At 53.5% G+C, this 12,197-nt stretch carries 11 protein-coding genes; 4 read left to right on the plus strand and 7 right to left on the minus strand.

What is annotated here, in order from left to right; translation table 11 throughout:
* Positions 1-57: 57 nt before the first annotated feature.
* From aroK to NHM04_RS07700, 6 genes are read right to left on the minus strand one after another with little or no spacing between them, the layout of a single operon-like run.
* Complete coding sequence (aroK, locus tag NHM04_RS07675) at positions 58-567, minus strand: shikimate kinase AroK (RefSeq protein WP_254266395.1); 510 nt, start codon at positions 565-567, stop codon at positions 58-60.
* 3 nt (positions 568-570) lie between these two features.
* A complete protein-coding gene (gene pilQ / locus NHM04_RS07680) occupies positions 571-2,682 on the minus strand; it encodes a type IV pilus secretin PilQ family protein (protein ID WP_254266396.1) in 2,112 nt (703 codons plus the stop codon).
* Between the two features lie 36 nt (positions 2,683-2,718).
* Positions 2,719-3,249, minus strand: a complete 531-nt coding sequence (locus tag NHM04_RS07685; protein ID WP_254266397.1) for a pilus assembly protein PilP — start codon at positions 3,247-3,249, stop codon at positions 2,719-2,721.
* Positions 3,239-3,850 (minus strand): type 4a pilus biogenesis protein PilO, encoded by a 612-nt coding sequence (locus NHM04_RS07690; RefSeq protein WP_254266398.1) that lies wholly within the window; start codon positions 3,848-3,850, stop codon positions 3,239-3,241. The genes NHM04_RS07685 and NHM04_RS07690 overlap by 11 nt, the downstream gene beginning before the upstream one ends.
* A complete protein-coding gene (locus NHM04_RS07695) occupies positions 3,850-4,431 on the minus strand; it encodes a PilN domain-containing protein (protein ID WP_254266399.1) in 582 nt (193 codons plus the stop codon). Before NHM04_RS07695 ends, NHM04_RS07690 begins: the two co-directional genes overlap by 1 nt.
* Complete coding sequence (locus NHM04_RS07700; RefSeq protein WP_254266400.1) at positions 4,431-5,498, minus strand: pilus assembly protein PilM; 1,068 nt, start codon at positions 5,496-5,498, stop codon at positions 4,431-4,433. The genes NHM04_RS07695 and NHM04_RS07700 overlap by 1 nt, the downstream gene beginning before the upstream one ends.
* Positions 5,499-5,653: 155 nt before the next feature.
* Between NHM04_RS07700 and NHM04_RS07705 the strand changes: the two genes are divergently transcribed.
* Positions 5,654-8,095 carry a penicillin-binding protein 1A gene (locus tag NHM04_RS07705; RefSeq protein ID WP_254266401.1) on the plus strand — a complete coding sequence of 814 codons (2,442 nt, stop codon included), beginning with the start codon at positions 5,654-5,656 and terminating at the stop codon, positions 8,093-8,095.
* A gap of 77 nt (positions 8,096-8,172) precedes the next feature.
* Here NHM04_RS07705 and rpmE read toward each other — a convergent pair whose 3' ends face one another.
* A complete protein-coding gene (gene rpmE, locus NHM04_RS07710) occupies positions 8,173-8,394 on the minus strand; it encodes a 50S ribosomal protein L31 (protein WP_254266402.1) in 222 nt (73 codons plus the stop codon).
* A 234-nt stretch (positions 8,395-8,628) separates the two neighbouring features.
* Here rpmE and NHM04_RS07715 point away from each other — a divergent pair, with 234 nt between their 5' ends.
* The 3 genes from NHM04_RS07715 to hslV all read left to right on the plus strand — a co-directional run bounded on the left by NHM04_RS07715 (position 8,629) and on the right by hslV (position 12,187).
* A complete protein-coding gene (locus tag NHM04_RS07715; RefSeq protein ID WP_254266403.1) occupies positions 8,629-10,827 on the plus strand; it encodes a primosomal protein N' in 2,199 nt (732 codons plus the stop codon).
* A 62-nt stretch (positions 10,828-10,889) separates the two neighbouring features.
* On the plus strand, positions 10,890-11,477 hold the full coding sequence (locus tag NHM04_RS07720) for an SPOR domain-containing protein (RefSeq protein ID WP_254266404.1): 588 nt from the start codon (positions 10,890-10,892) through the stop codon (positions 11,475-11,477).
* Between the two features lie 170 nt (positions 11,478-11,647).
* Positions 11,648-12,187 carry an ATP-dependent protease subunit HslV gene (gene hslV / locus NHM04_RS07725; protein WP_254266405.1) on the plus strand — a complete coding sequence of 180 codons (540 nt, stop codon included), beginning with the start codon at positions 11,648-11,650 and terminating at the stop codon, positions 12,185-12,187.
* Positions 12,188-12,197 lie beyond the last annotated feature (10 nt).

The raw sequence follows: 12,197 nt of genomic DNA on the forward strand, positions 1-12,197 counted from the left end.
TAGTTTACCACAGACACCCTCAGGCAAACGCGGGCAACAAGCGCAGAACAGCAATACCTAAAGTAAGGCGTCGACAATTTCCTGCACAGCTGCCTTGGGGCTAAAACGGTCGGTATTAACCACCAAGGTGGCAATGGCGCGATAGATAGGCTCACGCTCGGTCAGTATTTCTACAATTCGTTGCCTGGGGTTTTCAACCTGCAACAAAGGGCGCTTGCGATCCCGTGACGTGCGCTCAACCAGCTGCTCTACCGATGCGTTCAAATAGCAGACACAGCCGTGACTTTGCATCAGCTGGCAATTTTGCTCACGAGTGACAATTCCGCCGCCGGTGGCGATCACCGAAATTTCACCTTCGCAAAGCTCTTTTAAAACGCCCGTTTCGCGATCACGAAAGCCCTCTTCACCTTCCATATCAAAGATCCATGGGATATCCGCCCCGGTTCTGGACTCTATCAAGCGATCGGTATCGACAAAGGGAAGGTGTAACTCAGAGGCCAATAAGCGGCCGATGGTAGACTTGCCGACCCCCATGGGGCCGACAAGAAAGACATGCTGTTTAATCATCCGTTATTCAGTCAACTCGTTAGCCATAATACGCGGAGTAATAAAGACCAACAGTTCACTTTTCTCATTGTTCACAATATCGCGACGGAACAGGCGCCCCAAGTAAGGGATATCACCCAAGAATGGCACTTTATCCACACCGGTCAGTTGTTGCATCTCGAAAATACCACCCAACACAATAGTCTGACCATCGCTGACGAGGACTTTTGTGTTCACCCGAGTAATGTCGATAATCGGAACGTTAAACTCTTGGTTAATCTCAGCAAGCAAATCTTTTTTGATCGCCAAGTCCATAATGATGTTGTTATCCGGTGTGATCTGCGGCGTAACATCCAGCTCCAAGACAACCTCTTTAAAGGACGCAGCCGTTGCACCACTGGCCGAAGCCTCTTGGTAGGGGATCTCACTACCGGTAGAAATCTTAGCCTGCTGCTTATCGCCGGTAATCACTTTAGGCTGGGAGACAATCTCGGCGTAGCCGTTGTACTCCATTGCTGACAGCTCCAGATCCAAGAAGGTGTTATCGGTCAACAAGCCGAAAGCAATACTGCCAACAGGGTTTTCGATCCCCATGTCCACCATCATGTTTTCATTCAGATCCATGGTGCCGCCACCATAGATAAAGTCAAACGGAGTGCCGGGGTCTGAATCCAAACCATCAACAGAGCCACCCACCTCAAACAAAGCGTCATCGCCCAGGCTGGCTCCTACACCACCCCAGCGCACACCCAGCTCTTCGCGGAAATCTTTGTTGGCAATAACCAAACGCGCCTCGATCATCACCTGCTTGATCGGCACATCAATTTCTTGCAGCAACGTTTTAAATGCTTCAACGCGATCTACTGTATCGGTGACAATAATTGAGTTGGTACGGCTATCAACCACCGCATGGCCGCGCTCAGACAGCAGGGTGTAATTGGCGCCCTGACTGTTGTTACTGCGGTTGCCACTTTCACCACCCATGGCGATTTCAAAAACTTCCTGCGCATTGGCGTAGCTGATGCGAATATATTCAGTGCGCAGCGGTGCCAATTCTTCTAACTGACGCTTGGTAGACAGCTCTTGGCGCTCGCGCTCAGCGATTTCTGCCGCCGGTGCCACCATCAGCACATTACCCACCTGACGCTTATCCAAACCTTTGGTTTTAAGTACCATATCGAGCGCCTGATCCCAGGGCACATTGTCCAAACGCAGCGTAATCCGACCTTGCACCGTGTCAGAGGCAACCAGATTAAGCTCAGTGAAATCAGCAATAATCTGTAAGACCGCGCGCACTTCAATATCTTGGAAGTTAAAAGACAGGCGCGCCCCAGTGTATTCAAATTCGCGCTCTTTCTGGGCTTTCTCAGCCGCCGTTAGAGGCTTAACACTAACGATATAACGGTTATTGGTTTGGTAGGCGAGATAATCAAACTCACCCTGCGCCTTAATATTTAGTACCGCATCGCCATCGTCGCTGTCGGCCGAAATAATGCTAACCGGGGTAGCAAAATCAATCACATCAAGGCGGCGACGCAGTTCAGCAGGCAGCTGAGTATTGCTAAAACGAACCCGCACACCTTCGGCCGTATCGCGCAGATCAGCACGGATACTACTGTTGGACAAATCGACAATAATTCGACCTTCCCCGCTTTCCCCGCGGCGAAAATCAATGGCTTTGATAGCCTTAGCGCCAGAGCTTTTAGACTGCGTAGTAGTAACCGCCTTGGCTGTTTGGCTGGCGGTATTTTGCTGCACCACGCCTGGATCATTAGCTCCTACCTCAACGACATAAGCATTGCCATCAACACTCGATTTGTAAGTAGAGAGGTTTTCCAGATTCAAAATCAGGCGGGTACGGTCACCAGAGGTCAGCACCATGGCGCTCTTGCCATTGTCAAACGCCAATGGATAGCGGCGCTCTTGCAGCTCGCTGACAACCTCGGGGAAGTCCAGCACAATGCGCGCAGGAGATTCAATCGTATACCCTTGGGGCTCGGGAGGCGCGTCACTGAAAGTAAGGCGCACCTCAAAGCGCTGATTAGGCAGCTCTGCGAACCGGATATCGTCCAGGGTTGTCGCCCCCGCCGCACACGACAGCAGGGAAACCATTAGCAACACGAGTGTTTTTCTCATTTTCCACCCCATAAAGAACAAAGCACGCATGACCGCCTATTCCTTTTCTTGTAATTTGATAATACGAGGACGCTCGACCCAGCCGTCATCGCCATCGGATACGATTTCCATCACCTCAATTTGCGTCGGTGATGCCGATATAATCTTGCCGTGATTACGGCCCATGTAGTTGCCCACGGTGACAGGCTCAACGCTACGCTGACTACCTGGCCCGGTGTCGATCAAGGCCCATAGAGTACCTTGTTGCTCCACCGTACCTACCATCAGCATATTGGTGATACTGAAATTTTCCAGGTACTCTTTCGGCCGACTCAAATCAGGCTCGACGGATTTGCCGCCCTTGACGCTGGCCAGTTCCTCAACAGGACGCTCAAACGGACTGCGCAAGGTCATCGCCGAATAGCTAAACGGTGGCAGAGGCCGAAATACAGGCAAAGGTTCAATCTGCTTGCCCGGGCGACGCTTGGTCTCCTCAATGTAATCACGCAAGTCGCTTAAATCGCCGCCTGCGCCACAACCGGCCAGTAGCACTACAGCCAAAAGAAGCGGGGTCTTATTATTCATCATCCCCTCCTCCTTGATAATGGTAGGTTTTAGCCCCTATCTCCATCAACAAGTCTCCACCCTCTTCGGACTGCTTGATAGAAAAATCATGCAGGGTGACAATACGCGGCATGCCTGCCACACCACTGACGAAGCCACCGAAATCGTGATAGCCACCCTTCACGCTAATACTAATAGGCAACTCCACATAATATTCTGCATCTCGCTGATCTTGCAGCTCAAGACTCAGATCACTTAAACCGCTTTCGACGCTGCGCGCATCGATATCATCCAACAAGCCAGGCACTTCATTGTCAGAGGGCAAGCGTGCCAACAAAGACTCGAAAGAGCGCTGCATTTCTTCCATTTGCGCTCGATAAGCCGCCAGGTTGGCCGCCTGCGCACTGCGTGTTTCAAAAGTTTGACGCAAGGTGCGCTCTTCAGCCTGCTCTCGCACTAAAGTTTCGTTAATTGATTTAACTTTAAAGTAGTAGGTGGCCGCCAACACAGCGGCAACAATAAACAGACATACAAGAATTTTTGTTGGCAGAGGCCAAACACCCAGCTTATTGGGATCTTCGTAATCAAACTCGCGAACTTGCGCAATGGTATCTTTAAAAGCCATTACTCTGCCCCCTGCTCTTCTGACTCAACATCAGCCGCTTTAGCAACAACCGTTTTAACGGTCATAACAAAAGCATTTGCTTGCCCTCCTGCCCCCGGAGCCACTTCTACCGATGACAAGTTGGGTGAGTCGTACCAGGGAGAGGCATCCAGATTACGCATAAAACTGGACACCCGGTTATTCGATTCCGCCAGACCTTCCATATTCATGGTTTCGCCAACCCGCTCCAAGGAGGTCAGATAGACGCCATCGGGAATAGCGCGGACCAAATCGTCAAAATGATGCACGATTACCGAGCGAGTGCCTTCAAGGCTACGAATTAGCTCCATGAGTTCGAGCAGTTCTTCGCGCTTTTTCTGCAGATCTTTAATTTCGGCAACTTTTTTGTCCAGCTCGGTAATCTCGGCCTGCAGCATTTGGTTGCGCTGACGCTGATGATCTACCCGACCATTGGCCTGGGATACCCAGAAAAACGCAAGCACACAGGCGACTAAAAACACGCCGAACATGATGGCGATAAATTCTTTCTTCTTTTCTTCCCGGTAGGTGACCCGCCAGGGAAGGAGGTTTATATTAGCCATTAGTCAAAGCTCCTCATCGCCAGTCCGGTTGCCACCATCAGCGAAGGGGCATCATTGGCAAGAGCTGCTGCGTTCACCCTCGATGCGACCGACATGTTCGCAAAGGGATTGGCAACCAGTGTTTGCGTGCCAAGCTTTTCCTCTATTAATTCAACCAGGCCTTCCATAGAAGCCACACCGCCTGCCAGGACGATGTAATCCACATCATTGTATTCACTGGAAGAGAAAAAGAATTGCAGCGAACGAGTAATCTGCTGGATTACCGCCTCTTTAAACGGCTCAAGCACTTCGGACTGATAGTCATCAGGCAGACCGCCCTGCTTTTTCGCAAGCCCGGCTTCTTCCATCGACAAACCGTAGCGGCGCTGAATTTCTTCGGTGAGTTGACGCCCGCCAAACAGCTGCTCGCGAGTATAGATAGTGCGACCATCGACAAGCACACTTAGGGTGGTCATGGTGGCGCCGACATCGAGCACAGCAACAACCTGATTGTCCTGATCTTCGAGCTGCTCCAACACCAATTCAAAAGCGCGCTCCATAGCGTAAGCTTCGACATCGACCACTTTTTCTTCCAGGCCAGCGCCCTGAAGCGCCTCAACGCGGGAATCGACATTTTCGGTGCGACAAGCCGCGAGCAGTACCTCGACCATTTCCGGGTCGTTGGGAGACTCGCCCACCACCTCAAAATCAATGGAGACTTCGTCGGTATCGAAAGGAATGTATTGATCGGCTTCTAAGTAGATGCGATTTTCCAGATCGTCATCACTCAAGCCAGCGGGCTGCTCAATGACTTTGGTGATAACCGCAGAACCAGCTACCGAAACAGCGGCCTGTTTAACTTTGGTTTTCGACTGCTTTACCAAAGTGCGGATAACTTCCGCCACCGCCACCGGGTCATTAATGTTTTTTTCGACCACCGCGTTGGGAGGCAGAGCACGCACCGCATAGGTTTCTACCCGGTAACGATCCCCGCTGCGACTCAACTCCAGAAGCTTGACCGAAGTAGAGCTTATATCGACCCCCAGCACCGGCTTGGTCTTTTTATCCAAGAATCCGAAAACGCCCATTTTTCTATCTATATCCGTAACTTAGCCGTCGTTTATGTTATAGCACTTTAACTTAAGCCTGCAACAAGTACACACATATGTAAACCGATAAAAACCCCGTATAATGCTGGCCTCAATCGGCAGATGTTGCTAACCCTCTAATTCCCATAGAAAAAATGCTTAAAAAATATTCTTTTATCAAAGTGCTTTTATGGTTAATCGCGGCCGGATGCGGCGTGACAGCCATCACATTTGCCGGCCTCTACCTCTATCTTGACCCAAAACTGCCGGATGTTCAGTCTTTAAGACAAATAAAACTGCAAACTCCCCTGCGCATCTACTCCAGCGACAACAAGCTTATCGGCGAGTTTGGCGAGCAGCGGCGTACCCCTATCAGCTATAACAAGATCCCACCGTTATACATAAAAGCTCTACTTTCAGCGGAAGATGCCCAATTCTACGGCCATAACGGCGTCTCCATTAAAGGACTTTTGCGAGCGACTTCACAATTATTGCAAACAGGACAGATTCAGTCCGGCGGCAGCACCATTACCATGCAAGTAGCGAGGAACTTTTTCCTCACTTTCAACCAGACTTTTGCCCGCAAATTCAATGAAATTTTGCTCGCCCTGCAGATCGAGCGCGAACTCAGCAAAGCCGAAATCCTCGAGCTATACAACAACAAAATTTATTTTGGTAACCGCGCCTATGGCATCCAAGCCGCCGCCAGCGTCTATTACGGCAAGGATATCGGCGATTTGAGCCTCGCCCAATGGGCGATGATCGCCGGTTTACCCAAAGCCCCGTCAGCCTACAACCCGCTGGCCAATCCCCAGCGCGCCCTGATTCGACGCAATTGGATTCTGGGTCGCATGTACGAGCTGGGCCATATAGACGAGCAGACCTGGCGCAGCGCAACGGCCGAGCCTATTACGGCCCGCTACCACGGCCTAACCCCTGAGCTCTACGCGCCCTACGTTGCAGAAATGGCGCGCCAGGAAGCCATAGACAGGTTCGGCCAGGCAGCCTACACAGACGGCTACAATATCTATACGACAGTGAACGCCCACTTGCAAGAAATCGCGCAACAGGCGGTGGTTGAAGGCATTATCACTTACGATCAGCGCCACGGCTATCGCGGCCCGGAAGGGAATCTTGCCGACAGCGATGAAAGCGAATGGCTCGAACTACTTAAAGACGTTCCCGCCTATGGCGGCCTGACACCCGCCGTAGTCACGCAGGTAGCAGAGCAATCAGCCGACGTTATGCTGCGCGACGGCAGCCTGATTCAGCTCAACTGGGAGCAGGGGCTGTCTGACGCCCGCCCATACCTAAACGAAAATTACCGCGGTAAAAAACCCACTACCGCAGCCGATGTTCTGGCCGTTGGCGACTTAATTCGCCTGCGCGAGTCCAATGAGGGCTGGCAATTAAGCCAGCTACCTGAGGCAGAGGCGGCTCTTATAGCTCTTAACCCCCACGACGGCGCCATTGTCTCTATGGTGGGCGGTTTTGACTTCAACCAAAGTCACTTTAACCGGGTCACTCAGGCCACCAGACAACCGGGCTCGTCTTTTAAGCCTTTTATCTACACCACCGCACTTGAGCACGGCTTTACCCCAGCCACCATCATCAATGATGCCCCCATTGTGATTGAAGATGCGAGTTTGGAGGGAACTTGGCGCCCCGAAAATGACGGAGGTAAATTCCTTGGCCCCATGCGCATGCGCACGGCCCTTTATCGCTCGCGCAACTTGGTTTCCATCCGGATTTTACGCTCCCTGGGAATGAAAACAGCACACGAGAGCCTGGCAAGGTTTGGCTTTGACCCCGATGCCATGCCCTACGACCTGTCGCTCGCCCTGGGCAGCCACGATGTAACACCGCTGCAGCTTGCGGAAGGTTACACCGCTTTTGCCAACGGTGGCTTTAAAGTCGAGCCCTACCTGATCGACAGAATTGAAACCGTCAATGGTGACCTGCCCTTTAAAGCGACTCCGGCCACCGTCTGCCATAACTGCGAGCGCGAAGAAAAGGTGGAGAAGCCCGCCGAGGCGAGCACCTTAGAAGAGCTACTCGCAGCGAACAGCGAAAAGCCCGAAGACTCAACGACGGAGACCAGTGTACCCGCGCCGCGAATTCTGGATGCGCAAACCGCTTTTATCGCCGACTCAATGCTGCGCGATGTGATTGCCCGTGGCACCGGCAAACGCGCACGCGTGCTAGAGCGCGGCGATATCGCAGGTAAAACAGGGACCACCAACGGCCCCCGCGATGCCTGGTTTGCCGGTTACAACCCGGATATCGTGACCGTCACCTGGCTGGGTTTTGACAAAAACACCCCTCTGGGTAATAACGAATACGGCGGCTCAGCGGCTCTACCCATTTGGATTGACTATATGCGCGCAGCGTTAGCCGAAAAACCTGAAAAGCCCAGCAAAAGGCCCAATGGTATCGTCACGGTGCGGATCGATCCGGAAACCGGTAAACGCGCAGGCCCCAATGACCCCGACGCCATCTTTGAAATTTTCCGCGAAGACAACATTCCCCCCATGGAGGACTCGGGCGCGAGCAGCGCGGACCAAAAAACGCAAATGCTGCCCGAAGAACTCTTTTAATACCGCACACAAAAAAGCCCGTCGCGAAGACGGGCTTTTTTATTGGCTGCTGGAGCATAGCTCCAAGACAACTCACATTACTTTTTAGCGCCACCGATACGGCCGCCAAAACGCTTGTTGAAGCGATCAATACGACCACCGGTATCAACAACTTTCTGCTTGCCGGTGAAGAATGGGTGACACTCAGAGCAAACGTCGATGTGGAAGTCTTCGCCCAGAGTAGAGCGAGTTTTGATCTGGTTGCCACAGCTACAGTTTGCAGTGACATCGGTGTAATTCGGATGAATATCAGCTTGCATGATCTTGACCTATGTTGTGTATACCGCCACCTGAACACAAGGTCGAAGCCTCTTTGCCTGGCACGGTATCGCGGGTTATCGCAATTTCGGGGCCGCGATACTAACACAACGACTTACCAAATCAAGAAAAATGTGCGTTTTTTAGCCTCAAGTAGCCCAACCCTCCGCCCCAGTGAGTTTCCGCATCAATTCCAGTAAGCTTGGCGACTATCAATCATTTAAGCATTATCCTTAATGACCGAACTCTTCTGCGTACAAGTCGCGCTGCCCGTACCCTTGCGACAACTTTTCGACTATCGCCTAGCCCCAGCCTCTGCCCCCGCGACAGTGGGCGCGCGGATTCGTGTGCCCTTCGCTGGGCGCGAACTGGTCGGGGTAATAATGGCAGTAAAGGCCAGTGGCACAGTCGCCCCCGAGAAGATCAAGTCCGCCATCGAATTACTGGACCCCGAACCTGTCTTGCCAGCAGACATAGTGCAATTGTTAAGTTGGGCGGCAGACTATTATCACTGCCCTATTGGTGAAGCGATACAAGCTGCCTTGCCAGTCTTACTGCGCCAAGGCGAACCTCCCGAGTACCAGCAAGATCCACACAGCCGCTACTGGCAATTGACCCCGGAGGGACAGGGGCTGCCGGACCAACCACTGCGCAAGGCGCCGCGCCAAGCTGAGCTCATACTCTATTTGCGCGAGCAGGGCCCCAGCCGCTGGCAAGATTTAAAAACCGCGGGTTTTGCCCGCGATGCTCTCAAACGCCTGTGCGAGCGGCAACTCATCGAACCAACCCACGCCCCCAGGCGCCAATTCTCCCCCCAGGCTGCTCTACCCCTAAACGAAGACCAACGCCTGGCTTTGGACAATATTGATCTGAGTAAATACAACACCTATTTGCTCGATGGGATCACGGGCAGCGGCAAAACCGAAGTGTATTTACAAGCTATTGCCCGCACTCTAGAAGCGAACCCGCTGGCACAAACCCTGGTTTTAGTCCCTGAGATCGGCCTAACGCCACAAACCATTCGCCGCTTCGAGCGCCGCTTTGACGAAGATATCGTCACCTTGCATTCGGGGCTGTCCGATCGCGAGCGCCTGAACGCCTGGACCAAAGCGAGCGACGGCAGTGCTCGTATTATTATTGGCACCCGCTCGGCAATATTTACCCCATTGCGCCACCCCAGCCTGATTATCGTAGATGAAGAGCACGACGGCTCATTTAAACAACAGGATGGCTTTCGCTACTCAGCTCGCGACCTGGCTTGCCTGCGAGCCAAAAACCTTGGGATTCCAATCATACTCGGCAGCGCCACTCCCGCACTGGAATCGCTCTACAACGCCCGCCGCCAGCGCTACACTCAGCTAAAGCTGCGCCAGCGCGCCAACCAACAAGCCGCACCTCGCATTCAAATAGTCGACAGCAATGAGTGTGCTCCTGACAGAAGCATCACCGACTTCAGCATGAATGCCATTCGGCGCCACCTCGATGCGGGCAATCAGGTATTGGTGTTTCTCAACCGTCGCGGTTATGCCCCCACCCTGCAATGTTACGACTGCGGCAGCCAAGTCCTCTGTCCCAACTGCGACGCCAGACTTACCTTGCATCAACAGCCCAGACACCTGCACTGCCATCACTGTGACTACCAGAGCCCCGCGCTTACACGTTGCAGCAATTGCAACAGCCACAAATTGTTAGCGCTGGGCTCGGGTACCGAGCGCAGCGAAGAGCTGTTAGCCCGCGAGCTGCCCGGTACAGACATCATTCGTATTGACCGCGACTCCACCCGCCAGAAAAACTCGCTGGAAAACAAACTGGCCAGCATCAAAAGTGGTGGCCCCTGTGTATTAGTAGGTACGCAAATGATCGCCAAGGGACATCACTTTCCCGATGTGACCCTGGCCATTATTCTCGATGTAGACAGCGGCCTGCTGAGCGCCGACTTTCGCGGGCCCGAGCGCATGGGCCAACTGATCACCCAGGTGGCGGGCCGGGCTGGGCGCGCGCAAAAGCCAGGGGAAGTGATTTTACAAAGCCGCACGCCTGAGCACCCGCTGCTGAATTTACTGGTACAGCAGGATTACCAGCAATTTGCCGAAGCCATCCTCACCGAGCGCGAGATTACCCTGATGCCGCCCTACAGCCATTTGGCACTACTGCGTGCCGACGCCCCTAACGCGGAGCAGGCGCTGCACTTTCTCCAGGGCTTGCGCATCTTCAGCGATAGCTTACCCCACGACCCAGCCCTGCAAGTTCTCGGCCCCATGCCCTCATTGATGGAAAAACGCGGGCAGCGCTTTCGCTACCTGATACAGCTAAAATCCACCAGCCGAGGGCTACTGAATCAACACCTGCAGATCCTGGCGCATCACATTAGCGAGCTAAAACCCCATCGCAACTTACGCTGGTCAATCGACGTGGATCCACAGGATATGAGCTGAGTAACAATTGCAGCTTTGTTCCCACTGCCCGTAAAATACCCGCTTTTGTAAGAGCGCCCCCCATGACCCGAGACTACGCCAAGAAAAAGCGCCCAGCGGCTAAAAAAGCCGCAGCCAAGCCTCAAGTGCCCTGGTGGGTGTGGCTTTTTATCGGCTCCATGCTGGGCGCTTTCATTATGTTCCTGGTTTATCTGGCGGGCGTATCTCCCAGCCAGCAGGCACTGGCACCGCGCCAAGCTGCCCCTGCCCCGCAGGCCACGGCTGCCGAGCCAGAACCCGTCGAACAGGAAAAAAATGATTTACCCAAACCGCGTTTCGACTTTTACAAGCTGCTGCAAGAGAGCGAAGTGATCGTGCCCGCCACCGAGCCGGTCGAGACCTCGCAAAGCGCAACGCAAGAACCGGCCGTAGAGTACCTGCTGCAAGTGGGCTCATTTCGCAATGCCGAGGACGCCGACAACCTGCGCGCGCAACTCATTTTACTCAACCTAGATGCGCGCACAGAAGATGTCACCATCCGCAATGGCGAGCGCTGGCACCGAGTAGTGGTGGGCCCGTTCGACAACCAATCGCGCTTAGCTAAGGCCCGTTCAACGTTGGTATCGAACCGCTATAACGCTCTGGTACTAAAACGCAACCCAGAGGGCTAAAAGCTCAGCCCCCCTTTCCCCGCGCCGGCCGACAAACCCGTTTGCCGGCGGCGCCCGCCGCTGCTGCACGCTTGAATTTTTAAAACTTGCCCCCACCCTGACACTACTCGCCGCTCTCGCGGCCTCTGGCCTCAGCGCCACAAGTAATTACCAACAGCAAAGGATACACAGTGGAACAGTACCGAGGTACCACCATTCTCTCCGTGCGCCGTGGCAATACTGTTGTCATTGGTGGCGACGGCCAGGTCTCACTGGGCAACACCATTATGAAAGGCAACGCCCGTAAGGTAAGGCGTCTGTATAAAGATCAGGTTTTAGCGGGTTTTGCCGGCGGCACTGCCGATGCATTCACCCTTTTCGAGCGCTTCGAAGCCAAGCTCGAAGCCTACGGCGGCCAGCTTACCCGCGCGGCAGTCGAGCTTGCCAAAGACTGGCGAACCGAACGCTCGTTGCGTCGCCTCGAAGCTCTACTTGCGGTAGCGGACAAAGAAGCCTCGCTGATTATTACCGGCAATGGCGATGTCATTCAGCCAGAAGACGATCTGATAGCGATTGGCTCCGGTGGCGCATTCGCCCAATCGGCGGCGCGCGCCCTGCTGGATAACACCGAACTGGACGCCAAATCGATTGTAGAGAAAGGGCTGTCCATTGCCGGCGACATTTGCATTTATACAAACCACAACCAGACCATCGAATCTCTGGATTACTGATTGCGAGTAA

The sequence above is a fragment of the Gilvimarinus sp. DA14 genome (assembly GCF_024204685.1).
In the GTDB taxonomy this organism is placed as follows: Bacteria; Pseudomonadota; Gammaproteobacteria; order Pseudomonadales; family Cellvibrionaceae; genus Gilvimarinus.

Bases quoted from the DNA above. Each gene is read 5' to 3' on its own strand.
- NHM04_RS07690 (WP_254266398.1), bottom strand. From the start codon at position 3,850: ATGGCTTTTAAAGATACCATTGCGCAAGTTCGCGAGTTTGATTACGAA.
- rpmE (WP_254266402.1), bottom strand. From the start codon at position 8,394: ATGCAAGCTGATATTCATCCGAATTACACCGATGTCACTGCAAACTGT.
- NHM04_RS07700 (WP_254266400.1), bottom strand. From the start codon at position 5,498: ATGGGCGTTTTCGGATTCTTGGATAAAAAGACCAAGCCGGTGCTGGGG.
- NHM04_RS07695 (WP_254266399.1), bottom strand. From the start codon at position 4,431: ATGGCTAATATAAACCTCCTTCCCTGGCGGGTCACCTACCGGGAAGAA.
- NHM04_RS07705 (WP_254266401.1), top strand. From the start codon at position 5,654: ATGCTTAAAAAATATTCTTTTATCAAAGTGCTTTTATGGTTAATCGCG.
- pilQ (WP_254266396.1), bottom strand. From the start codon at position 2,682: ATGAGAAAAACACTCGTGTTGCTAATGGTTTCCCTGCTGTCGTGTGCG.
- NHM04_RS07685 (WP_254266397.1), bottom strand. From the start codon at position 3,249: ATGATGAATAATAAGACCCCGCTTCTTTTGGCTGTAGTGCTACTGGCC.
- NHM04_RS07715 (WP_254266403.1), top strand. From the start codon at position 8,629: ATGACCGAACTCTTCTGCGTACAAGTCGCGCTGCCCGTACCCTTGCGA.
- NHM04_RS07720 (WP_254266404.1), top strand. From the start codon at position 10,890: ATGACCCGAGACTACGCCAAGAAAAAGCGCCCAGCGGCTAAAAAAGCC.
- aroK (WP_254266395.1), bottom strand. From the start codon at position 567: ATGATTAAACAGCATGTCTTTCTTGTCGGCCCCATGGGGGTCGGCAAG.